13 protein-coding genes are annotated in these 24,855 nt (G+C 66.4%); 10 read left to right on the forward strand and 3 right to left on the reverse strand.

The window, feature by feature from the left end:
* Positions 1 to 11: 11 nt before the first annotated feature.
* Positions 12 to 422 carry a GntR family transcriptional regulator gene (locus FCE95_RS02140; RefSeq protein ID WP_137265345.1) on the reverse strand — a complete coding sequence of 137 codons (411 nt, stop codon included), beginning with the start codon at positions 420 to 422 and terminating at the stop codon, positions 12 to 14.
* Between the two features lie 200 nt (positions 423 to 622).
* Between FCE95_RS02140 and FCE95_RS02145 the strand changes: the two genes are divergently transcribed.
* Positions 623 to 1,231, forward strand: a complete 609-nt coding sequence (locus tag FCE95_RS02145) for a peroxiredoxin family protein (RefSeq protein ID WP_189644611.1) — start codon at positions 623 to 625, stop codon at positions 1,229 to 1,231.
* Between the two features lie 22 nt (positions 1,232 to 1,253).
* Here the strand turns inward: FCE95_RS02145 and FCE95_RS02150 are convergent, their stop codons facing one another.
* Positions 1,254 to 2,375 (reverse strand): efflux RND transporter periplasmic adaptor subunit, encoded by a 1,122-nt coding sequence (locus tag FCE95_RS02150; RefSeq protein ID WP_137265347.1) that lies wholly within the window; start codon positions 2,373 to 2,375, stop codon positions 1,254 to 1,256.
* Complete coding sequence (locus FCE95_RS02155; protein WP_137265348.1) at positions 2,372 to 5,566, reverse strand: efflux RND transporter permease subunit; 3,195 nt, start codon at positions 5,564 to 5,566, stop codon at positions 2,372 to 2,374. The genes FCE95_RS02150 and FCE95_RS02155 overlap by 4 nt, the downstream gene beginning before the upstream one ends.
* A 230-nt stretch (positions 5,567 to 5,796) precedes the next feature.
* On the opposite strand from FCE95_RS02155, the gene FCE95_RS02160 reads away from it, so the two are divergent.
* The 9 genes from FCE95_RS02160 to FCE95_RS02200 all read left to right on the forward strand — a co-directional run bounded on the left by FCE95_RS02160 (position 5,797) and on the right by FCE95_RS02200 (position 24,731).
* The gene (locus tag FCE95_RS02160; protein WP_137265349.1) at positions 5,797 to 6,723 is read left to right on the forward strand and encodes an AraC family transcriptional regulator; all 927 of its coding nucleotides are present in this window, start codon (positions 5,797 to 5,799) and stop codon (positions 6,721 to 6,723) included.
* A gap of 249 nt (positions 6,724 to 6,972) precedes the next feature.
* Positions 6,973 to 10,476 carry a chromosome segregation protein SMC gene (smc, locus tag FCE95_RS02165; protein WP_137265350.1) on the forward strand — a complete coding sequence of 1,168 codons (3,504 nt, stop codon included), beginning with the start codon at positions 6,973 to 6,975 and terminating at the stop codon, positions 10,474 to 10,476.
* A 59-nt stretch (positions 10,477 to 10,535) separates the two neighbouring features.
* The gene (gene zipA / locus FCE95_RS02170) at positions 10,536 to 11,264 is read left to right on the forward strand and encodes a cell division protein ZipA (RefSeq protein ID WP_137265351.1); all 729 of its coding nucleotides are present in this window, start codon (positions 10,536 to 10,538) and stop codon (positions 11,262 to 11,264) included.
* Between the two features lie 176 nt (positions 11,265 to 11,440).
* Positions 11,441 to 13,519: an NAD-dependent DNA ligase LigA gene (ligA, locus tag FCE95_RS02175; RefSeq protein ID WP_137265352.1), complete on the forward strand. Its 2,079-nt coding sequence runs from the start codon at positions 11,441 to 11,443 to the stop codon at positions 13,517 to 13,519.
* Between the two features lie 29 nt (positions 13,520 to 13,548).
* The gene (gene epmA, locus FCE95_RS02180) at positions 13,549 to 14,523 is read left to right on the forward strand and encodes an EF-P lysine aminoacylase EpmA (protein ID WP_137266412.1); all 975 of its coding nucleotides are present in this window, start codon (positions 13,549 to 13,551) and stop codon (positions 14,521 to 14,523) included.
* A 101-nt stretch (positions 14,524 to 14,624) separates the two neighbouring features.
* A complete protein-coding gene (locus tag FCE95_RS02185; protein WP_137265353.1) occupies positions 14,625 to 15,359 on the forward strand; it encodes a DUF3011 domain-containing protein in 735 nt (244 codons plus the stop codon).
* Positions 15,360 to 15,524: 165 nt separating this feature from the next.
* On the forward strand, positions 15,525 to 16,586 hold the full coding sequence (mtnA, locus tag FCE95_RS02190; protein ID WP_137265354.1) for an S-methyl-5-thioribose-1-phosphate isomerase: 1,062 nt from the start codon (positions 15,525 to 15,527) through the stop codon (positions 16,584 to 16,586).
* A 372-nt stretch (positions 16,587 to 16,958) separates the two neighbouring features.
* On the forward strand, positions 16,959 to 19,556 hold the full coding sequence (gyrA, locus tag FCE95_RS02195; RefSeq protein WP_137265355.1) for a DNA gyrase subunit A: 2,598 nt from the start codon (positions 16,959 to 16,961) through the stop codon (positions 19,554 to 19,556).
* Between the two features lie 261 nt (positions 19,557 to 19,817).
* Positions 19,818 to 24,731 carry an alpha-2-macroglobulin family protein gene (locus tag FCE95_RS02200; RefSeq protein ID WP_137265356.1) on the forward strand — a complete coding sequence of 1,638 codons (4,914 nt, stop codon included), beginning with the start codon at positions 19,818 to 19,820 and terminating at the stop codon, positions 24,729 to 24,731.
* Positions 24,732 to 24,855 lie beyond the last annotated feature (124 nt).

Here is a 24,855-nt window from a genome sequence, read left to right on the forward strand (position 1 = left end):
AATGTCGGTGGTCAGGCGGTTTTCCTGGGAACAAGCAGACGAAACTCGCGATGCAGGCGCGCCTGCACCTCGTCAGGCGGGTAGTCGAGCGCGATCACGTCGTGCAGGAAGCGCTGGATGGCTTCGTCCAGGCGGCGTTCGCGTTCGGCGTCGCTCAGGCGTTGGCGCGGCGGGGCCACGAACAGGCCCAGGCCCTGGCGGGATTCCAGCCAGCCTTCGGTGGTGAGTTCGGCGTAAGCCTTGGCGACGGTGTTCGGATTGATCGTCAGCTGCTGGGCCAGGCCGCGCACGCTGGGCAGTTGCGCGCCGGGGGCCAGGTCGCCGGTGGCGATCTTCATCCGCACCGCATCCACGATCTGCTTGGTGATCGGGCGCGGGTCGCCGGTAGCGATTTGGATCATCAGGGCTTGGGTACGGGCCATGCGGGCTCCTGCTGTACTAACTGTACTGTTGATACCAGTACAGTACATACAGCCCCGACCTGTCAAGGGCCATCCGATGGAGTCGCCCAGGCGAGGCGCGAAACCCGTTTTACGAGCCGCGAAAACGAGCGAAGGCCGCCTATACGCCGGCTGTTCTAGGATCGGATCGGGCGCGGATGGGCGCGCCGGTAGGAGCGCCGATGGCCGACACCCGCAAAATCCTCTGGCTTGTAGCGGCGCTGGCGCTTTCGCTGCTGCTGATGGGGCTGCTGTATGCGCAGAACCGCCATCTGCGGCTGGTCCGGGACGAGCTGCAGAGCCGCGCCTTTCAGCCTTACGTCGAGATGTGGTTGCCGGAGGTCTGGACCAAGACTTTGGACGGCGTGCCGATCCGGCTGGGCACGCCGCCGGCGCGCTATCAAGTGCTGTACTTCTTCGCGCAGGATTGCCCCTTGTGTCCCGGCTCGGCACCGGCCGTGCGCGCTTTGGCGCAGCGGCTGAGCCGCGATCCCAGCGTCGAGATGGTCGGCGTGGGCACCGGCAAGCCGGATGCGGTGCGGCGACAGGCGGCGGGATACGGGTTCCGATTCCCGGTGGCGACCTTGTCCGATCGCCGCGCGCTCGCGCTGTTCAAGGCGAATTCGATGCCGTTGCTGCTCGTCGCCGATGCCGATGGCCAGGTCCGGTATTGGCACGGCGGCGCGATCGAGGATGCCGCGGCGCTGGACGATGCGCTCGCGGCGATGGGCCTGGCCCAGGGCAATGGCGAGCCGATCGTGATCGAGCGCGGCGCGGAGTCTCAGGACTGATTCGTTTTGCGCGGTGCGCGCCTCAGGTCTTGGGGGGCGGATTCGTCCGCGCCCGCACTTTTTGTCCCGCAGTGAGCAGCGCGTTCGGCGCCAGCACCACCGTATCGCCCGAGGACACGCCGGACAGCACTTCGATCTCGTTGCCCAAGTTGCGTCCCAGGCTCACGTCGCGATAGTCCAGCGTCGAATCGGGCTTGAGCGCGACGATCTGCGCGCCGCCGGCGCGCTGCACCACCGCGGACACCGGCAGCATCACCACCGGCGCGGCGCGCTGCAAATGCAACCGCACCGTGCCGACCATGCCCGCCGGAATGCGGTTGCCGGGGTTGGGCAGGCGCAGTTCGGTGCGCATCACGCCCGCATCGCGCGATAGCGCCTGCGCGCTGCGCGCGACTTCCGCCTTGAAGGTTTCGCCCGGCAATTCGGGGAAACTGACTTCGGCCTCGGCGCCGCGCCGGATCTGCAGCGCGACGTTCTGCGGCACGTCGATCACCACCCGCAGCGGATCCAGCGCATTGATTTCGAACAGCGGCCCTGCGGCGGCCGCATCGCCGACCACGCGGTCGCCGCGTTCGACGTTGCGCGCCGTCACCACGCCCGCGAACGGCGCGCGGATCGCCTGGAACGCTTGCCGCTCGCGCGCGGACGACAGCCGCGCCTCCGCCGCGGCGCGCGCCGCAGTCGCGTTGTCGCGGTTGGCCTTGCGGTCGCTGAACAGCTCGCGCGAGATCGCGCCCGATCCGACCAACACGCTGGCGCGGTCGAAATTGACCTTGGCCAGTTCCTCGTCCGCCTTGGCCTGGGCGAGTTGCGCTTGGGCTTCGCGCACGGTCTGGTCGACCTCCGGTGCGGAGATCACGGCCAGGATTTGCCCGGCTTCGACCGCGTCGCCCAGGTCGGCGCGGCGGTCGCTGACGAAACCGGTGGCGCGCGCGTAGATTTGCGCCGATTCGCCGGCCAGCGCGCGCGCCGGCAGGCGCAATTCGTAGGCCGCATCGGCGGGCTTGGCTTGCACGGTCAACACTTCCGGCAAATCGCTCGCGGCTTTGGGCTCGGCGCTGCTGCGTCCGCAGCCGGCCGACGCCGCCAAGATCGCGGCGGACAGCGCGCCGCAGGCGATGCGCATCACGAGGGCGGATTTCATAGGACGACTCCTGCATCGCCGGCGGCGATGGCTTGGGGTTGGGGCGCGGCGGCGCGTTTGCTGCGCCGGCCGAGCACGGCCAGGATCGAAGGAACGAGAATCAAGGTGGCCGGCGTGCCGAACAGCAGGCCGCCGATGACCGCGCGGCCGAGCGGTGCGTTCTGTTCGCCGCCTTCGCCCAGGCCCAGCGCCATCGGCACGATGCCCAGCACCATCGCGCTGGCGGTCATCAGCACCGGACGCAAACGCACCGCGGCGGATTCGTAGGCGGCGACCTCCGGATCGTGCCCTTCGGCGATCAACCCGCGCGCGAAGCTGGTGACCAGCACGCTGTTGGCGGTGGAAACGCCGATCACCATCATCACGCCCATCAGCGCCGGCACGCTCAACGGCGTGCCGGTGACGAACAGACCGACGGCGGCGCCGGCGATCGCGATCGGCAATCCCGACATCGCCACCAGCGGCTGGATCCACGATTGGAAGTTGACGACCAGCACCAGAAACACCAGCACCGCCGACATCAGCAGGCCGCCGGCCAGCTCGCGATAAGCGCTCTGCATTTCGCCGGCCTGGCCGACGATCTCGATGCGGTTGCCCGGTTTCAGCTTGCCTTGCAGGTCGGCGGTGATCCGGGTCAGGCGGTCGTACACGCTGCCCAAGTCCGCGCCTTGCACGTTGGCCAGCACGCTGATGGTCGGTGCGAGCGTGGTTCGCGCCAAGCTGGCCGGCACGTTGCGCGGCGTGACCGTGGCGATGTTGCGCAACAGGACGGCTTGGCCGTCGGCGCCGACCCGCAACGGCGCATTGAGCAGGGTGTCGATATCGGTGAGGTTCGACGGCGGCGCTTGCACCTGCACGGTGTAGGCGATCGCGTTGACGGTGTCGGTCCAGTACACCGGCGACACCGTGCCGGCCGAACCCAATACCGCGAGCACCGCGCGGCTGGCTTGCTGCGCATCCAGTCCCAATTGCGCGGCGCGGGTGCGATCGATGCGCACCTGGTATTCCGGCAGGTCGAGCACTTGGCGCAGGGCCACGTCGACCGCGCCCGGCACCTTGCCCAATTGCTGTTCGATGTCGCGCGCCAAGGCCAGATTGCCGGGCACGTCGCGGCCGATCAGCCGCACTTCGAATGCCGCGGCCGCGGAGCCCGCCAAAGTGCGGCTGGTCGCATCCGGCGGACGCTCGAACAGCTTCGCCTCGGGGAAGCGTTCGGCGATGCGTTGCCGGATTTTCGCCAGATATTCCTGGCTAGGCGCATGCGGCGAGCGCAATTGCAGGAAAACCTCGGCTTCGAACGAACCGACCACCGCGCTGTCCACCAACGACAGGTTGATCGCGTCCGGAACGCCTATCTGCTCATAGACCGTCTGCAATTCCTGCGGCGGGACGATCTTGCGGATCTCGCGCTGGATCTCGGTCAACTTGGCCGCGGTCTCCTCCAAACGCGTGCCGGTCGGCAGCCGCACTTGCAGGCGCAGCTGGCCGGCGTCGACCTGCGGGAAGTATTCGCGGCCCAGCGACATCGCCGCGCCCGCGCCCAGCGCGAAAATCAACAGCGCCGCCAGTGCGAGGATGCCGCCATGGTGGCCCAGCCGCACCAGCAAGGCGTGGTGGCGCTCGCGCAGCGATTCCAGCGCGTGTTCGACTCGCCCGTTCACCGCCAGCAGCAGCTTTTCCGGTGCCCAGCGCGGGTTCTTGCGGCTTTCGATGTCGGCCGGCAACAGCAGATAGCACAGCACCGGGATCAGCGTGCGCGACAGCAGGAACGAGGCCGCCATCGCGAAGATCACCGCCAGCGCGAGCGGGGTGAACACCCAAGCCGACAATCCGGTCATCAGCAGGATCGGCGTCAGCACGATGCAGATCGCGATGGTGGACACCATCTCCGGGAACACCACTTCGCGCGCGCTGTCCAGGATCGCGGTGCGCACGTCCTTGCCGAGCGCGATATTGCGATTGGTGTTTTCCACGTCGACCACCGCGTTGTCGACCAGGATGCCGATCGCCAGCGCCAAGCCGCCGAGCGTCATCACGTTGAAGGTGTAACCGAGCAGGCTGAGCAGCGCCACGGAGGCCAGCAACGCCAGCGGGATGGCCGACAGGACGATCGCGCTCGAGCGCCACGAGCCGATGAACACCAGCACCACGAACGCGACCAGCAGGCCCACCAGCAGCGCTTCGTGCTGGATGGAGCCGATCGCGTGGTCGACGAACACCGATTGATCGAAGATCGCCTGGATCTTCGTGCCCGGCGGCGCCGAGGCTTCGATCTCGGGCAGCCGCTCGCGCACCGCGCGCACGATCTCCACCGCCGACGCGCCGCCGAGCTTGATCAACGCCACCGCCACCGCGCTGGAGCCGTCCATGCGCGCCACGTTGGTCTGCAGCGCGCCGCCGTCGCGCACCGAAGCGATGTCGCGGACGTAGATGACGGTGCCGTTGCGCGCAGCGACCGGGATGTCGAGGAATTCGGCCGCGGTCGCCGGGCTGGTGTCGAGCGAGACCTGCAGCTCGCGCGCGCCTTCGCGGATGGAGCCGGAGGGCAGGGTGGGGCTGCCGCGTTCCAGCGCCGTGGTCACGTCGGCCGGGGTCAGGCCGTAGGTCTGCAATGCGGACGGGTCCAGATCGACCATGATCTGTCGCGGCGCGCCGCCGTAAGGCAGAGTCATGCGGATGCCGGGGATGGTTTGGATCTGCGAACGCAGTTGCAGGCGCGCGTAGTCGTACAGCTGCGCTTCGGTCAAAGAGTCCGACGACAGCACCAATTGCAGCACCGGCGTGCTGGACACGTTGTTGCGGATCACCAGGGGCGGCGAAGTGCCCGGCGGCATGCGCCGCAAAATCGTCTGCGACACCGCGGTGATTTGCACCAGCGCGCGGTCCAGGCTGACCGTGGGCTGGAATTCGATGCGGACGATGCTGGCGCCGTTGATCGTCTCGGAGCTGACTTCCTTCAGATCGTCGACCGTATTCAGGATCGCCGCCTCGGAGAACGAAGTCATCTTCGCGGCGACATCGGCCGCCGGCAGGCCGTTATAGGTCCAGACCAGATTGACCGAGGGGATGCCGACCTCGGGCAGGATGTCGGTGGGCATGCGCCGTGCGGCCAACACGCCGAACAGCAGGATCAAGATCGCGAGGACGCCGATCGTGTAACGGCGCGCCAGGGCGTATTGGACGATCCACATCTTGGGAAATCCCGGTTGGGGGGCGGGAATGGAGGCGACGACCGGCACGCATGTAGCGCGCGTCCTGCGGCGCGGACCGGCTGCGGACAACCTTAGGCTCGGCCGTATTACCGGCGTTAGACCATTGCTGTCGGAAACTTGCCCGATCCTGCAATTGTACGCAGGCGAAGCGGCGCGGGACGGTTATTCGCTTGCATAATCGGCGGTGCCGGCAGAACGGAGTATTCCGCATGCACAGCCACGCTTCCGCCGAAACGATTTCCCTGCGCGCCGAGCACGCGCAGCAGACTGAACTGGCCGACCGGATCGCGCGTTTGGCGCCGGAAGACGGCATGCATCCGACCGCGATCCCGCAGTTGTATTTGGTCCGGATCAGTTCGCCGCAGCCGTGTTCGCCCGTGCTGTACGAGCCGCGTTTGGGCGTCATCGCCCAGGGCAGCAAATTGGTGATGCTGTCCGGCGAGACCTACCGCTGCGATCCGCTGCACTATCTGGTCGTGTCGATGACGCTGCCGGTGATCGGGCAGGTGATCGAGGCCACGCCCGAAAAGCCCTATCTCAGCCTGCGACTGGACATCGATCTCGACGAATTGAGCGCGCTGATGCTCGACGCCGAACCGCCGGCGCACAACATCGATCGCGGCTTGTACGTGGCGCGGGCCGACATTTCGCTCCTCGACGCATCGCTGCGGCTGATGCGCCTGTTGGAGAATCCGCGCGACCTGCGCGTGCTGGCGCCGGCGTCCTTGCGAGAGATCTTCTACCGGGTGCTGATCGGCGATCTCGGCCACCGCTTGCGCGACCTGGCTACCGCCGGCAGCCGTTCCAACCGCATCGCCCGCGCCGTATCCTATCTGCGCGAGCGCTACCAGCAGCCGCTGATCATCGACGAGCTGGCGCGCACGCTGCATATGAGCGCCTCGTCGCTGCACCACCAGTTCAAGGCGGCCACCACGATGTCGCCGCTGCAGTTCCAGAAACAGCTGCGCCTGCACGAGGCGCGCCGGCTGATGCTAATGGAAGGCCTGGAGGCCAATACGGCGGCGCACCGGGTCGGCTACGAGAGCCCTTCGCAGTTCAGCCGCGAGTACAAGCGCTTATTCGGGGCGCCGCCGCGTGCGGAGATCGTGCAGGTGAGGGCCAGCCGGAGCGCCTGACGTAGCCCGGGTAAGCGCAGCGCACCCGGGACCATGCGGCGCTCGACCCCGGGTGCGCTGCGCTTACCCGGGCTACGGGTGCCAGGGCGCAGCCGCCGCTGGCTAGTTATACTCTGTGAAGCTCCGGCGAAATCGCCGGATTCTCGCTATATGAATCAATAATTTAGCGAAATATTCACATATTACACTTGAACCAGATGCGCGCGCGGCACGGCGGGACGCATCGAGCCTGAGAGAAAACACCGCCGCATGCGCCTGTCCACCATCAAGCTGTCCGGTTTTAAATCCTTCGTAGAGCCGACCACCCTTCACCTGCCCACCAATATGACCGGCATCGTCGGTCCCAACGGCTGCGGCAAGTCCAACATCATCGACGCCATCCGCTGGGTGATGGGCGAAAGCGCGGCCAGCCGGCTGCGCGGCGATTCGCTGACCGACGTGATCTTCTCCGGCTCCAGCTCGCGCAAGCCGGTGTCGCAAGCCGCGGTCGAGCTGATCTTCGACAACACCGACCACGCCATCGCCGGCGAATACGCCGCCTACAACGAAATCTCGGTCAAGCGCACCGTCAGCCGCGACGGCCAGAGCAACTACTACCTCAACGGCGGCAAGTGCCGCCGGCGCGACATCACCGACCTGTTCCTCGGCACGGGCCTGGGCCCGCGCAGCTATTCGATCATCGAACAGGGCATGATTTCGCAAGTGATCGACGCGCGACCCGAAGAGCTGCGCGTGTACCTGGAAGAAGCCGCCGGCATCTCCAAATACAAAGAGCGGCGCAAGGAAACCGAAACCCGCATCCGCCACACGCGCGAAAACCTGGACCGCCTGAACGACCTGCGCGACGAAGTCGGCAAGCAGCTCGAGCATCTCAAGCGCCAGGCGCGCCAGGCCGAGCAGTACCAGGCCATCCAAGCCGAACGCAAGATCAAGGACGCCGAGTGGAAGGCGTTGGAATACCGCGGCCTGGACGCGCAGCTGCAAGCGCGCCGCGAAGCGCTTTCGCAGCAGGAAACCAAGCTGCAGCAATTGATCGCCGAGCAGCGCGAGGCCGAACGTCTGCTGGAAACCGGCCGCGTGCGCCGCGACGAGGCCGCCGAAGCCTTGAACAAGGCCCAGGCCGAAGGCTACGAAGTGGGCGGCAACCTGGCCCGGATCGAACAGCAGATCCAGCACCAGCAGGAAATGGCGCAGCGCCTGCAGAAGGCGCGCGAAGAGGCCGAACAGCAACTGGCCGAACTGGGCGAACACATCAGCGGCGACCAAACCAAGCTGGACGTGCTGCGCGCGGCGCTCGCCGAACTCGAGCCGCAACTCGAACAATTGCGCCAGGACGACGGCGCCCGCCAGGACGCCCTGCGCGACGCCGAAGCCGCGCTCGCGGACTGGCAGCAACGTTGGGACGCGCATGCCCGCGAGCAATCCGAGGCCGCGCGCGCCGGCGACGTCGAACGCACGCGCGTCGATTACTTGGATCGCCAGGCGCTGGACGCCGAGCGTCGCCGCGAAGCGCTGAGCAACGAACGCAGCGGATTGGACCTGGAAGCGCTGGCGGCGTCCTTCGCCCAGATCCAGTCGCAGCACGATGCGCAGAAATCCTCGCTCGAAACGCTGGACCAGGAAGTGGAAGCGCGCAAGCAGGCGCTGACTTCGCTACAGGATCAGCAGCGCGCCGCCCAGGCCGAGCTGGCCGAAGTGCGCAAGCAAGCGCAAACCATGCGCGGCCGCTTGTCTTCGCTGGAAACGCTGCAGCACGCGGCGCTCGGCCAGGAGCAGGGCGCGGCGGTCGAATGGCTTAAGAAGCAGGGGCTGGATTCCGCGGCGCGCGTCGGCGAAAAGCTCGTCGTCGAAGCGGGCTGGGAAAACGCGGTCGAAGGCGCGCTCGGTCAGTTGATCGAAGGCGTGCTGGTCGAAGCGCCCGAAGCACTGGTCGACGCGCTCGGCGAATTGGCCGAGGGCCGCTTGACCCTGGTTTCGCCTGAGGAAGATGGTTTCGCCGCGCCCGCCGGTACGCTCGCGGCCAAGGTCGCCGGTCCGACCGCGATCCGCCGCCTGCTGGCCAAATTGCACGTGGCCGAAGACTTGCCGTCGGCGCGCGCGCTGCTGCCGCGGCTGGGCGAGGGCGAATCGGTCATCACCCGCCACGGCGAGCGCCTGGGCGCCGGCTGGGTGCGGATGGTGCGATCGGGCGCCGCCAAGCAAGGCGCCTTGCTGCGCGAGCGCGAGATCAAGGACCTGCGCGCCGAAATCGAAGCGCTGCAGAAGCGCGAAAGCGAGCTGGACCGCGGCATCGTCGCCTGGCGCGACCGCCTGCTCGCCGCCGAGCAGCAGCGCGAGGACGCGCAGCGCGCTTCCTATATGGCCCATCGCGGCGTGTCCGAACTCGCCGGCCAGTTGCAGAGCCATCAGGGCCGCTTGGATTCGGCGCGGGCGCGGATCGAGAAGATCGACGCCGAACTCGCGCAGCTGACCGCCACCCTGGACAGCAGCCGCGAACAATCGCGCGAAGCGCGTTCGCGCCAGGAAGACGCGGTCTCGCGGATGGCCGAATTCGAAAACGTGCGCCGCACTTTGGACGAAGAGCGAGTCCGCTTCGTGGAGGCGCGCGACGCCGCGCGCTCGGCCGCGCGCGAATCGCGCGACGCCGCGCACGCGCTGGCGCTCACGCTCGAGTCGCAACGCGCGCAGGTGCTGGCGCTGACCCAGGCGCTGGACCGCATGGGGGGCCAGCGCGGCCAGCTCGACGGACGCCTGGGCGAATTGACGTCGCAGCTGAACCAGGGCGACGACCCGGTCAAGGCGCTGGAAACCGATCGCCAGGCCTTGCTCGAAAAACGCGTGCAGGCCGACAAGCGTCTAAACGCCGCGCGTGCGGACGTGGAGGGCATCGACAACGAATTGCGCGGCTACGAGCAGACCCGCCATCAGCGCGACGAGCAGGCCATCGTGCAGCGCGATGCGATCTCGCAAGCCAAGCTGGACCAGCAGGCGCTGTCGTTGAAGGCCGAGCAGCTGACCGAGGCGATCGTCGCCGCCGGTTTCGTGCTGGACGACGTGGTTTCGCAGCTCGCCGACGACGCCGATGTCGCGGTCTGGGAACGGGCCGTGGTCGATTTCGACGCCAAGCTGCGCCGCTTGGAGCCGGTGAACCTGGCCGCGATCCACGAGCACGCCGAAGCCGCGCAGCGCAAGGATTACCTGGATGCGCAGCACACCGACCTGACCACCGCGCTGGAAACGCTGGAAGACGCGATCCGCAAGATCGACCGCGAAACCCGCGGCCGCTTCAAGGACACGTTCGATCGTGTCAACGCGGGCGTGCAAGCGCTGTATCCGCGCCTGTTCGGCGGCGGCCACGCTTATCTGGAGTTGACCGGCGAAGACCTGCTCGACACCGGCGTCACCATCATGGCGCGCCCGCCGGGCAAGCGCGTGTCCAACATCACCTTGCTGTCCGGCGGCGAGAAGGCCATGACGGCGGTGGCGCTGGTGTTCGCGATCTTCCAGCTGAACCCCGCGCCGTTCTGCTTGCTGGACGAAGTCGACGCGCCGCTGGACGAGGCCAACGTCGGCCGCTTCACCGCGATGGTGTCGGAGATGAGCGAGAAGGTGCAGTTCCTGTTCGTCACCCACAACAAGGCGACGATGGAAGCCGCGCACCAGCTCAGCGGCGTTACCATGCGCGAGCCGGGCGTAAGCCGGCTGGTGTCCGTCGACCTGGCCGAGGCCGCGCGCCTGGCCGGAGCGGCCTGATCCACGGGAATCCGGAGTAGGGGCCTTGGGTCCCCATTCCCCGCAGCAAGGAGAAAACGATGTCCGACGTATGGTTGTTGCGTACCGGAATCTTGATCGCGGGCCTGTTGCTGGTGGCGGCGATCTACTTCTTCGGCCGCCCGCGCAAGGGCGGCCAGAGCCGCCGCGTCGAAAAAAGCCGCGAAAGCGGACGCATGGAGCCCACACTGGGCGCGCAGATCGAAAACGATCTGGCGGGCGGCTTCGACGACGCCAACGTGCAGCAGTCCGAGCTCGATTTGATCGACGATGCGGCCGACTCGGCGGGCAGCGATCTCGGCCGCCGCGATAGCGAGAACTTCGACAAGATCATCTCGCTCTACGTCGCCGCGCGCGCCGGGCAACAGCTGCAGGGGCCCGACATCGTGGTCGCCGCCGAGAAGGCCGGGCTCACCTTCGGCCACATGAACGTGTTCCACCGGCTGACGGAAGGCCATCCGGAACGCGGGCCGATCTTCAGCGTGGCCAACATCATGAAGCCCGGCAGCTTCGAGATGTCCGAGATCCAATCGTTGCAGACGCCGGCCATCGCCTTCTTCCTGACTTTGCCGGCGCCGCTGTCCGCGCTGGAAGCCTGGGACACGATGCTGCCGACCGCGCAGCGCATGGCCGAGCTGCTCAATGGTGTGGTTTTGGACCAGGAGCGCAACGCGCTCGGCCGCCAGCGCATCGCCCACATCCGCGACGAGATGCGCGCCTACGACCGCCAGCACGAAGCGCCGCCGATCAAGCGTTCGCCGCGCTGGTGAGGTAATTCTTGCGAGGCCGCGATTGCGGGCTTTTGTAGGAGCGGCTTTAGCCGCGAGCTCTTCCCGCAAGCCGCCGCGACCGAAAGGTTTGGTACGCCGCGATCCGACGGAAAGAGCTCGCGGCTAAAGCCGCTCCTACAAAGCCTATTTCCAGAAGGCCGCGCTAGAATCCGCCGATGAGCCCGAAACCCGCGGACCGCATCGCCAAGCTCCGGCGCCAGCTGGAAGACGCCAACTACCGCTACCACGTCCTCGACGACCCCAGTATTCCGGACGCCGATTACGACCGCCTGATGCGCGAATTGGAAGCGCTGGAGGCCGAGCATCCCGAACTGGCCGATCCGAACTCGCCGACCCAGCGCATCGGCGACAAGCCTTCGTCCAAATTCGCGGAAGTGAAGCACGCGGTGCCGATGTTGTCGTTGGCGAACGCTTTCGCCGACGAGGAAGTCGGCGATTTCGTCGCCCGCATCAGCAAGGAAACCGGCGACGAAGCGCCGCAATTCTCCGCCGAGCCCAAGCTCGACGGCCTGGCGATCAGCTTGCGTTACGAAGACGGCGTCTTCGTCCGCGGCGCCACCCGCGGCGACGGCGTCACCGGCGAGGACGTAACGCCGAACCTGCGCACCGTGCGCGCGATTCCGCTGCAATTGCGCGGCAAGCCGCCGGAACTGTTGGAGGTGCGCGGCGAGGTCTACATGCCCAAGGCCGCGTTCGAGAAGTACAACGCTTGGGCTTTGGAGCACGGCGCCAAGACTTTGGCCAATCCGCGCAACGGCGCCGCCGGTTCGTTGCGCCAGCTCGATCCGCGCATCACCGCCCAGCGTCCGCTCAGCTTCTACGCTTACGCGCTAGGCGAGACCGACGCCAAGTTGCCGAAGACCCATTCCGAGACTCTGGCTTGGCTGCGCGAACTCGGCCTGCCGGTATCGTCGCTGGCCGAGGTCGCGAAGGGCGCGGAAGGCTTGCTGGCCTATTACCGCCGCATCGGCGAGCGGCGCAACGAATTGCCCTTCGAGATCGACGGCGTGGTCTACAAGCTCGACCGTTACGACCAGCAACGCGCGATGGGCTTCGTCTCGCGCGCGCCGCGCTGGGCGCTGGCGCACAAGTTCCCGGCGCAGGAAGAAGCCACCGTCGTCGAATCGATCGAAGTCAACGTCGGCCGCACCGGCGCGATCACGCCCTGGGTGCTGATGACGCCGGTGCACGTGGGCGGAGTGATGGTCAGCCGCGCCACCCTGCACAACGCGGACCAGATCGCGCGGCTCGACGTCCGCGTCGGCGACACCGTCATCGTGCGCCGCGCCGGCGACGTGATTCCCGAAGTGGTGCGCGTGATCGAGGAGCGGCGTCCGCTCGACAAGAAAGGCAAGCCGTTGCACAAGCCTTACGTGCTGCCCACCGAATGCCCGATCTGCGGTTCGGAGGTGGTGCGCGAAGAAGGCGAAGTGGTGGCGCGCTGCACCGGCGGCTTGTTCTGTCCGGCGCAACGCAAGGAAGCGCTGATCCATTTCTCCTCGCGCCGGGCGATGGACATCGGTGGCCTGGGCGAGCGCTTCGTCGATGCGCTGGTGGAACTCGGCTACGTAGAAACGGTCGCCGACCTCTACAAGCTGACCGTGGACGACTTCCTGGAAATGAAGCGTCGCGCCGACGAGCGCGACGGTACGGTCCCGGAAACGGTGAAAGCCGGCAAGGTGGCCAGCAAATGGGCCGAAAACCTGATCGCCGGCATCGACGCCAGCCGCAACACCACGCTCGGGCGCCTGCTGTACGCGCTGGGCATCCGCGATGTCGGCGAAAGCACGGCCAAGACCCTGGCCCGCCATTTCGGAGCGCTGGCGCCGCTGATGGCCGCGGATGAGGCGACGTTGACCGAAGTGCAGGATGTAGGTCCGATCGTCGCCGCGCGGATCGCGCATTTCTTCGCCGAACAGCACAACCGCGAAGTGATCGCGGCCTTGCGCAAGAACGGCGTGCACTGGCCCGAAGGCGCGCCGCAACGCGCGGTCGACGGTCCGCTGACCGGCAAAACGATCGTTTTGACCGGCGGCCTGGAATCGATGTCCCGCGACGAAGCCGGCGCCAGGCTCGAAGCCTTGGGCGCGAAGATGTCGGGCAGCGTGTCGAAAAAAACCAGCCTGGTGATCGCGGGCGAAGCGGCGGGTTCGAAATTGGCCAAGGCGCAAGAGCTTGGCGTCGAGATTTGGGACGAGGCCGCATTGACGGCATTCCTGAAGAAGCACGAATGAATTCGCAAATCGTCGGGCAAGGGAACCAAATGGCCGGCGATTGGCGGCCGAGCGCCGACGCGGAAGCCATCAAGCTGCGGGCCCGGCTGTATTCGCTGATCCGGGCTTTCTTCGCCGAACGCGGCGTGCTGGAAGTGGAAACGCCGGTGCTGTCCCAAGCCGGCAACACCGACCCGAACATCGCTTCGTTTTCGCTCGAATTCTCCGGCCGCACCGACGGCGCGCCGCGCACGCGCTGGTTGCGCACTTCGCCGGAATATCCGCTCAAGCGCCTGCTCGCCGCGGGCATCGGCGATTGCTATGAATTGGGCCGCGTCTTCCGCGACGGCGAAGCTGGCGGCCGCCACAATCCCGAATTCACGATGCTGGAGTGGTATCGCACCGGTTGGGACCACCATCGCCTGATCGACGAAACCGCGGCTCTGGTCGCCGCAGCGCTGGCCTTGGTCGGCCGCGAAGCCGGCGTGGAGAAGATCGCGTACCGCGATTTGTACCGCCGGCAGTTGGACGTGGACCCTGCCGCCGCCGACGTGCCGCAGTTCATCGCCGCGTTGGGCGAGGTCGAAATCGACCCTGCGGGTCTCGATCGCGACGATTGGCTCGATCTGCTGATGACCCATCGCCTGCAACCCGAGTTTCCCGTCGACCGCCTGACCGTGGTGTACGACTACCCGGCATCGCAATGCGCATTGGCACGGATCAGGCCGGGCGATCATGCCGTGGCCGAACGTTTCGAGTTGTATCTGGGCCCGCTCGAGCTGGCGAACGGCTACCACGAACTGAACGACGCCGATGAACAACGCCGGCGTTTTATCGCCGATCTCGAACGCCGCCGCGCAAGGAACCTGCCGCAGCCGCCTATCGACGAGCGCTTGCTGCAGGCGTTGGACGCCGGCCTTCCGGATTGCGCCGGCGTCGCCTTGGGCATCGACCGCCTGCTGATGGCGATGCTCGGCACCGGCCGCATCGCCGACGCGCTTGCGTTCGCATTTCCCAGAGCCTGAACGCGCTGCCGGGCTTGCGGCCGCTGGCGTCGCCGGCGAATATTCTCGCGTCGTTCGCATGCGCGCGATAAAGTCGAATGGCGTCGAATCCAGGGGCCGCCATGCGTCATATGCTGTACTGCTGCGTGCTGTTATTGGCCGCTCCGATGGTTGGAGCAGGCGAGGCGCGCGCGCAGAGCGGCAGCAAGCTCGACGAATATCGCGAACGCTTGCCGAGCGATGTGATCCGATGCGAATCCGAAGAAGGTCGCACCCGCCAGTGCACGGCCGAAACCAATGGCAGCGTGAAGCTGTTGCGCCAATTGTCGGATTCGGCTTGCACCGAAGGCCAGACCTGGGGCTATAGCCGCAACGGCGTGTGGGTCACTCAGGGCTGCCGGGGAGAGTTCGCGGTCGGTTTCGGCGCAAAGAGCGCGGCCGGTCGCGACGTGATGCGCTGCGAATCGGCCGACGGCCGTTGGCATTTGTGCCCATTGAAAGCGCCGGGCCAGGTCGAATTGATCAAGCAGCTCTCGCGCAGCCCGTGCATTCGCGACATGAGCTGGGGACGCGACAATCGCGGCGTCTGGGTGGCGCAGGGCTGCCGCGGCGAATTCCGCGTCGCCGGCGGCGTGCGCAGCGAAGCCGAAGATACGCGCTACGGCCAAGGGCCGGATTTCGTGCGCTGCGAATCCAAGGGCGGCAACGAACGGCGTTGTCCGGTCGCCGTCGGCGAAAGCGTGCGGATGGTCAGGCAATTGTCGAATTCGGCCTGCATCCAAGACCAATCCTGGGGCTGGGATCGGGAAGGCGTGTGGGTGCGCAGCGGATGCCGGGCGGAGTTCGAAGTGCGCTAAAGCACGGCAGCGAGGTCTTCCAGAGAGCGGGCTTTTCGTAGGAGCGGCTTTAGCCGCGAGCTCTTCCTTCAAATCGCGGCATCGCAAGGATTTGCGAGAAAAAGCTCGCGGCTAAAGCCGCTCCTACGAAAAGCAACCGTCGTCTACGGTTGCTAAACTAGCGGTATGACCAACGCTATCGAATACGACCGTTACGATCGCATCCGCCCGATCCGCTGGACCGGCGCAGCGCTCGAATTGCTCGACCAGCGCAAATTGCCGTTCACGGTCGAATATCTCAGCTGCGCCAGCAGCGATGAGGTCGCTTCCGCCATCCATGCTTTGGCCGTGCGCGGCGCGCCGGCGATCGGCATCGCCGCGGCCTGGGGTGCGGTGCTGGCGGCGCGCGCGATCGAAGCGGGCGACGGTGCGGAGGCGGCCGCCAAGCTGGAACCCGCTTTGCAACGGCTCAATACCGCGCGTCCCACGGCCGTGAATCTCGCCTGGGCGCTCGCCCGCATGCGCCGTGCGCTGACCGGTGCGGGCGCGGATTGGCGCGATGCGCTGGAGCGCGAAGCGCGGGCGATCGAAACCGAAGATCTCGCCGCCAACCGGCGCATGGGCGAAATGGGCGCGAGCCTGATCGCCTCTGGCAGCGGCGTGCTGACCCACTGCAACACCGGCTCGCTGGCCACCGCCGGCTTCGGCACCGCGCTGGGCGTGATCCGCGCCGGCGTGGCGCAAGGCCGGATCGGCAAGGTGTTCGCCGACGAAACCCGGCCCTGGATGCAAGGCTCGCGTTTGACGGTGTGGGAGCTGCAGCAGGACGGCATCGACGCCACCTTGATCGCCGACGCCGCCGCTTCGCATCTGATGAAGAGCGGGCAGGTGGATTGGGTGGTGGTCGGCGCCGACCGGATCTGCGCGAACGGCGACACCGCCAACAAGATCGGCACCTACCAGCTGGCGATTTCCGCCCATCACCACGGCAAGAAATTCATGGTGGTCGCGCCGTCGTCCACGGTCGACATGGACACGCCCAGCGGCGACCAGATCGAAATCGAAGAACGCGACCCGAGCGAACTGCTGGGCGTTTCCGGCAGCCGCACCGTCGCCGACGGCATCCAGGCCTGGAACCCGGTGTTCGATGTGACCCCGGCCGAGCTGATCGACGCCATCGTCACTGAGAAGGGCATCGTCGAGCATCCGAATCCCGAACGCATGCGCGCCGTCTTCGGCGCCGCCTAAACGTAGAGTCGAGCCTGCTCGACTGCTTTTCGTGCCATTCGCCGAGCTTTCACCGTAGAGTCGAGCTTGCTCGACTGCTTTTGTTCGATCCGACGGGCCTTTCCGAGCAAAAGCAATTGAGCAAGCTCGACTCTACGGAAGTCAGCTTTTTCGAGGCCAAGCCGCGCCCGTCGCAGATGGCCTGAGACGGGTGCCGTACAGGGCCGGGTAAACGCCGCGCAAGTCATTGTTTTTTCGCGATTTTCCTATGGTTTCACAACCCCGTTCTGTGGTATGATTTCACGTCTCCGAATCCGGCCGATTTCCGGCGTCGCGGACTCCGGTCCGCCCGCCGTTTTCGGGCGCGCAAAACCTTCTTAATACGGACCCCTGATGGCCGAACTCGCCAAGGAAATCATCCCCGTCAATCTCGAAGACGAGATGCGCCGCAGCTATCTGGATTACGCCATGAGCGTGATCGTGGGGCGCGCGCTTCCCGACGTCCGCGACGGCCTGAAGCCGGTGCACCGGCGCGTGCTGTACGCGATGAACGAGCTCGGCACTCACGCCAACAAGCCGCACGTGAAGTCGGCGCGCATCGTCGGCGACGTGATCGGTAAGTATCACCCGCACGGCGACCAGTCGGTGTACGACACTCTGGTGCGCATGGCCCAGCCGTTCTCGCTGCGCTACCTGCTGGTCGACGGTCAGGGCAACTTCGGTTCGGTCGACGGCGACGAAGCCGCGGCGATGCGTTACACCGAGGCGCGCATGACGCGCCTGACCCACGAATTGCTGGCCGATATCGACAAGGAAACCGTCGACTTCCAGCTCAACTACGACGAGAAGGAACAGGAGCCGACGGTCCTGCCGACCCGGTTCCCGAACCTGCTGGTCAACGGCTCGGCCGGCATCGCGGTGGGCATGGCCACCAACATCCCGCCGCACAATTTGAACGAAGTGATTTCGGCGACGATCGCGCTGATCGACGATCCGCAGATCGACATCGACGGCCTGATGCAGCACATCCCCGGTCCGGATTTCCCCACCGCCGGCATCATCAACGGCGTCGGCGGCATCCATCTGGCCTATCGCACGGGTCGCGGCCGCGTGCGCATGCGCGCCCGCGCCGAGATCGAAGTCAACGAGGACAGCGGCCGCGAGGCGATCGTCGTCACCGAGATCCCATACCAAGTGAACAAGTCGCGGCTGATCGAGAAGATCGCCGAGCTGGTCAAAGAGAAGAAGCTGGAAGGCATCAGCGAGTTGCGCGACGAGTCCGACAAGGACGGCATGCGCATCTACATCGAGGTCAAGCGCGGCGATTCGGCCGACGTGGTGCTGAACAATCTGTATTCGCAGACGCCGATGGAATCGGTGTTCGGCATCAACATGGTCGCCCTGGTCGACGGCCGCCCGCAGTTGCTGAACCTGAAGCAGATGCTGGAAGCCTTCGTGCGCCACCGCCGCGAAGTGGTGACCCGCCGGACCATCTTCGAGCTGCGCAAGGCGCGCAACCGCGCCCACATCTTGGAAGGCTTGACGGTCGCGCTGGCCAACATCGACGAGATGATCGAGCTGATCAAGACCTCGGCGAATCCGAACGAAGCGCGCGAGCGGATGCTGGCCAAGACCTGGGAACCGGGTTTGGTCGGCGCGTTGCTGGGCGCGGCGGGCGCGGAAGCTTCGCGTCCGGAGGATTTGTCCAAGTCGATCGGCCTGATCGACGGCCGCTACCAGCTGTCCGAAGCGCAAGCCAAGGAAATCTTGGAAATGCGCCTGCACCGCCTGACCGGGCTGGAGCAGGAGAAGCTCACCGACGAATACAAGCAGTTGCTGGAGACCATCCGTGGCCTGATCGAGATCCTCGAGAATCCCGATGTGCTGATGGAAGTCATCCGCACCGAGCTGCGCAACGTGAAGGAAGAGTTCGGCGACGCGCGCCGCAGCGAGATCCGCGCCAGCGAGGAAGACCTCGACATCCTGGACCTGATCGCGCCGGAAGACGTGGTCGTCACCCTGTCGCATGCCGGCTACGCCAAGCGCCAGCCGGCCAGCGCCTACCGCGCCCAGCGCCGCGGCGGCCGCGGCCGTTCGGCGGCGGCGACCAAGGACGAGGATTTCATCGACCAGCTGTGGCTGGTGAACACGCACGACACGCTACTCACCTTCACCAGCGCCGGCCGCGTGTTCTGGCTGTCGGTGCATCAATTGCCCGATGCCGGCCCGAACGCGCGCGGCCGTCCCATCATCAACTGGATCCCGCTGGAGGAAGGCGAGCAGGTGCAGGCGGTTCTGCCGGTGCGCGAGTACGCCGAGGGCCAGTTCGTGCTGTTCGCCACCCGCAACGGTACGGTCAAGAAGACGCCGCTGCCCGAGTTCGCCTACCGCCTGCAGCGCGGCAAGATCGCGATCAACCTGGACGAAGGCGATGCCCTGGTCGGCGTAGCGCTGACCGACGGCGAACGCGACGTGATGCTGTTCGCCTCCAACGGCAAGGCCGTGCGCTTCGCCGAACGCGAAGTGCGCGCGATGGGCCGCACCGCCACCGGCGTGCGCGGCATCCGTCTGGCCGAGGGCGAGGCGGTGAAGAGCCTGGTCGTGGTGGAAGGCGATGGCGACATCCTGACCGCCAGCGAACGCGGCTACGGCAAGCGCACCCCCGTCGAGGACTATCCGCGCAAGGGCCGCGGTACCCAGGGCGTGATCGCGCTGCAGACCACCGCCCGCAACGGCAAGCTGGTCGGCGCGATCCAGCTCAGCGACCACCACGAGGTGCTGCTGATTTCCGACGGCGGCACCCTGGTGCGCACCCGCGCCGCGGAAATCTCGCAAGTCGGCCGCAATACCCAGGGCGTGACCCTGATCCGGTTGGCCGACGACGAAAGCCTGCAGGCGATCGAACGGCTGGATGCGTCGCTGGACGGCGAACAGGCCGAAGAGGGCGCCGATGTCGGCACGGCTCCGCCGGAGCAGCATCCGCCGGCTTGAAGCTCTTCCTTCTCCCGCCGGGAGAAAGTGGCGCGCAGCGCCGGATGAGGGTTCGGCGAAGCCGCGATCGTTGCCGATTGCGGCGTTCGCGTAACAAGCGGCTTCTTTCCTCGCAATCCTGAGCGATATCGCTACGCCGAACCCTCACCTCAACCCCTCTCCCGATGAGAGAGGGGCTTTATGTTCGCGGTCTACCGAACGACCGGTTGGCGCACGCTTCTTCGTCATATACTCGAATCGACTCGAGGGAATGGGGGCGTCATGCGCGATCGCGTCATCACGGCGGCCGGAGCGGCGGCCAAGATCCTGTTGCTGGCCTGCCTGGCCATCGGTTTTTCCGCCTGCAAACGCGGCGACCACGGGCAACTCCCCGCGCCTAGCGGCGAAGCGATCAGGGCCAAGCCGGAGCAGGTGCAAGGCTTCGCCTTGGCGTCGGCCTATCCCGACCAGCACGACGGCGACCTGGCCATCGCGCTCGAATTCAGCCGGCCGCTGGTCGGCACCCAATCCTTCGACGAACTGATCTCGGTGACCGGCCCGAACGGCGCGGCCGTGAAGGGTAGCTGGGTATTGGATAAGGAAGGCAAAATCCTGCGCTTCCCCTATGTCGAAGCCAGCCAGAACTACGAAGTCGCGATCCGCGCCGGGCTGAGCGCCGCCGACGGCAACCGGCTGGGCAAGGAAATCAAGCAGAAGGTCTATACCGGCCCGCTCGACCCCGTGGTGGGCTTCGCCTCGCAAGGCAGCGTGTTGCCGGCCAAGGAATCGCGCGGCTTGCCGGTGGTGTCGGTGAACGTGAAGGAAGTCGACGTCGAATTCCTGAAAGTGGCCGATTCGTCGCTGCCGAAATTCTTCGCCGAATACCAGCGCGGCGGCCGCCGCGGCAGTTGGGAGCTGGAGCGCGACTACGACGACAACATGCCGCTGTCCAAGCTGGCCGAACCGGTGTACGTGAACCGCTTCGTGCTCGGCGGCAAGCCGAACGAACGCGTGCTGACTTATCTGCCGGTGCAGGACATCGCCGAACTGCAGGAACCCGGTTTGTACTTCGCGGTGATGAAGCGTTCGGGGCAGTTCCAAGACCAATTCGAAACGGCTTACTTCACCGTCAGCGACATCGGCCTGCACACGCGCGCCTACAAGGACACGCTCTTCGTGCATACCGCCTCGCTGGCCAGCGGAGCAGCGGTCGGAGGCGTGGCGCTGAAGATCCTCGACGCCAAGGGCGAAACGATCTTGAAAGGCGAGACCGACAGCAACGGCAACGCCTTGCTCAAGAACTACGCGCTCGACGCCGCGCACGTACTGGTCGCCACACGCGGCAAGGACGTGTCGATGCTGCCGTTCAACCAGCCGGCGCTGGACCTGTCCGAATTCGCCGTCGCCGGCCGCGAGCAGGCGTGGTTCGACGTATTCGCCTGGTCCGGCCGCGACCTGTACCGCCCCGGCGAAACCGTGCGCCTGTCCGCGCTGCTGCGCGACCAGGACGGCAAGCCGGTCAAGCCTCAGCCGCTGTTCCTGCGATTGAAGCAACCCGATGGCAAGACTTTCGACGAGCGCCGGATCGAGCCGGGCACGCAGGGCTATTTCGCCTACGAGAAACTGATCCCGTCCGAAGCGCCGACCGGACGTTGGCAGGTCGAGTTCCGCACCGATCCGGACAGCAAGGAAGCGGTGCAGGGCATGACCTTGCGCATCGAGGAATTCCTGCCCGAGCGTATGAAGCTGGACCTGGACGCGCCCGAAATCCTCAAGCCCGGCCAGCCGTTGAAACTGCAGGCCACCGGTGCTTACCTGTACGGCGCGCCCGCCGCGGGCAACCGTTTCACCGCCAAGCTCGCGGTGGCGGTCGAACAGCATCCGCTGGAAAAGCTGCCGGGCTATTTCTTCGGGGATCCGACGCTCGAATTGCCGAAGGAAGCCAAGGACGTCGTCGACGCCGAGCTCGACGCGCAAGGCAAGCTGCAGCAGGACCTGGCGCTGCCCGATGAGGCGAAGCCGGTCAGCCCGGTCGCCGCGGTCGTATCCGGCAGCGTCTACGAAACCGGCGGCCGCACGGTGACCCGGACCTTGAAGCGGGTGATGTGGCCCAACGACGTGCTGGTCGGCGTGCGCCCGATGTTCGACGACAAGGAAGGCGCCGATTCGAACGCCAATGCGCGCTTCGAATTGCTGCGCGTGAACGCCGCCGGCGCGCCGCAGGCCGGCAAGGGTTTGAAAGTGACGTTGGTGCGCGAGCGCCGCGACTACCATTGGAACTACGACGACGAAGGCGGCTGGGATTACGACTTCACCCGCCGCTTCGAAAACGTCGAGACCAAGACCATCGATGTCGGCACCACGGCCGCGCGCTTCGATTTCCCGGTGGAGTGGGGCGAATACCGCGTCGACGTGTTCGATCCCGCTACGGGTCTGACCACGCGCTACCCGTTCACCGCCGGCTGGAGCTGGGACGACCAGAACCGCGGCAGCGATGCGCGTCCGGACAAGGTGAAGCTCGCGCTCGACAAGACCGCGTACAAGGCCGGCGACAAGCTGAAGGTCACGCTGACCCCGCCTCACGACGGTAAGGGCTTGCTCCTAGTCGAAACCGACAAACTGATCTACGTGCAGGACATCGACGCGAAGGCCGGTAGCACCTTCGAGATTCCGGTCACCCAGGATTGGGAACGCCACGACGTTTACGTGACCGCGCTGGTGTTCCGCGGCGGCAGCGCGCCCAGCAAGATCACGCCGGCGCGCGCGGTGGGCGTGGCGCACGTGCCGATGGACCGTCGCGACCGCAAGGTCAGCGTCGGCCTGTCGATCCCGGCGCAGATGCGGCCCGAACGCGATCTGCAGGCGACCATCGCCGTGCCGGAACTGGCCGGCAAGGAAGGCTATGTCACTGTCTCCGCGGTCGATGTCGGCATCCTCAACATCACCAAGTTCCCCGTGCCGGACGCGAACGCTCATTTCTTCGCCCAGCGCCGCTTGGGCGTGGACGCTTACGATTTGTACGGTCGCGTCATCGAAAGTTTCGAAGGCGGCGTCGCCAAGATCCGCTTCGGCGGCGACATGGCCTTGGAACCGCTGTCGCAGGCGCGGCGACCGACGTCGAAGGTGCAGACCGTCGACCTGTTCGCTGGTCCGGTGAAACTGGATGCGAAGGGCGTGGCGCGGATCAAGCTGGCGGTGCCCGATTTCAACGGTACGCTGCGTGTTTCGGCGCTGGTGTATTCGGATCAGCGCTACGGCAACCGCGACAAGGAAACGGTGGTGCGCGCGCCGATCGTGGCCGAAGCCAGCCTGCCGCGCGTGCTGGCGCCGGGCGACCGCAGCACGGTGACGCTGGATGTGACCAACTTCACCGGCAAACCTGGCGAATTCAACGTCCGCATCGACGGCGAAGGTCCTCTGGCGATCGCGAACAACACTGTCAGCGCCAAACTCGCCGGCGATGCGAAAACCACGCTCAGCTTCCCGCTGACCGCGAGGGAAGGCTATACGACGGCGAAAGTGCGCGTGCGTGTCGACGGCAACGGCTTCAAGGTCGACCGCCGCTACGACCTGCCGGTGCGCGCAGCCTGGCCGGGCGTGTTGCGTGCGCAGACACGCGTGCTCGATCCGGTGGCGCCCGTGTCCCTGGACGCCGGCTTCGCCGATGGCCTCATGGCCGATTCGGTCAGCGCGCGGATGACGGTCAGCGCCTTGCCGCCGATCCCGTTCGCCAGCGTGTTGAAGGGCGCGCTCGACTATCCGTACGGCTGCGCCGAGCAGACCACCAGCAAAGGTTACGCCGCGCTGCTGCTCGACGAAGCCACCGCCAAGATGCTCGGCGTGAAAGGCCTGGACGCCAAACAGCGCCGCGCGCGCATGGACGGCGCGTTCGGACGCTTGGCTTCGATGCAGGTCGGCAACGGCCATTTCTCGATGTGGGGCGACGACAGCTACGTCAATCCCGGCCTGACGCCGTACATCGTCGAATTCCTGCTCGATGCGCGCGAAGCCGGCTTCGACGTGCCCGACAGCGTGCTGCAAAAAGCGTTGACCCGGCTCAACGAAGATCTGCTCGGCGGCGGTGCGCCGTTCTACGGCTACGACAACCGCGATCACCTCAAGTTCGCCTACCAGGCGCATGCCGGTTACGTGTTGGCCCGGGTGAACCGGGCGCCGCTGGGCACGCTGCGTGCGCTGTACGACAACGACCGCAGCAAGTCGCTGACCGGCCTGTCTTTGGTCCATCTGGGCTTGGCGCTGTCGCTGCAGGGCGACAAGAACCGCGGTCAGAAGGCGATCGCCCAGGGTTTCGCCTTGCGCAAGGAACGTCCGGAGTATCTGGGCGACTACGGCACCGCTTTGCGCGACGAAGCGCTGATGATCGCGCTGACCCACGAACGCGGCTTGAACAAGCCCGAATACGACGCCCGCGTCGTCGATCTGGGCCGCGAATTGGATGCGCGCCGCAACCAGCAATGGACCTACTTCAGCACGCAGGAGCAGGTCGCGCTGGGCCGCGTCGGCAAGGCGCTGCTCGCCGCGCAAGGCAAACAGTTCAGCGGCCGCTTGCAGGTAGGCGATGTCGGCGAAGACGTCGCCACGACCAAGCTGTGGGGCCGCGATTTCGACTACGCGACGCTGAGCCGCGGGGTGCGTTTCTCGCCGGAAGGCCAGGGCCCGCTCTATGTGAGCCTGGAAGCCGCCGGCATTCCGCGCACCGCGCCGGCGCCGGACAACCGCGTGCTGAACGTCGAGCGCAAGTACTACACGCCGGACGGCAAGCCCTGGGGCGGCGGCAAGCTGCGCGAGGGCGATGCGCTGATCGTCGGCGTCAGCATCACCGCCAGCCGCGCGATGCCGGACGCTTTGCTCACGGACTTGCTGCCGGCGGGCCTGGAGATCGAGAACTTCAACCTAAGCGACGCCAAGCAGTGGGCGGACGTGGTGGTGGACGGCATCGAGATCACCGACCGCGGCAGTGCGGCCGAAGTGCGGCACGAGGAATACCGCGACGATCGTTACGTCGCCGCGCTGAAGCTGGACCGCAACGATCCGGCTCGCGTGTTCTATCTGGTGCGCGCGGTCACGCCGGGCACCTACACCGTGCCGCCGCCGCTGGTCGAGGACATGTACCGGCCGGATCTGCGCGGCGTCGGCAAGTCAAGTCCGGCGGCGGTGACGGTGGTGCAGCCGTGAGACGATGGGATGTCGGCCCATGGCGGGCATCCCGATAAACCGTCGTCCCGGCGCATGCCGGGGCCCATTGGATCCGACGTAACGCGCCGTGCCCATCGCGACTCCCGACAACGCGGGCCTGGAT

The sequence above is a fragment of the Luteimonas gilva genome, assembly GCF_005239095.1.
Taxonomy (GTDB): Bacteria; Pseudomonadota; Gammaproteobacteria; order Xanthomonadales; family Xanthomonadaceae; genus Luteimonas_C; species Luteimonas_C gilva.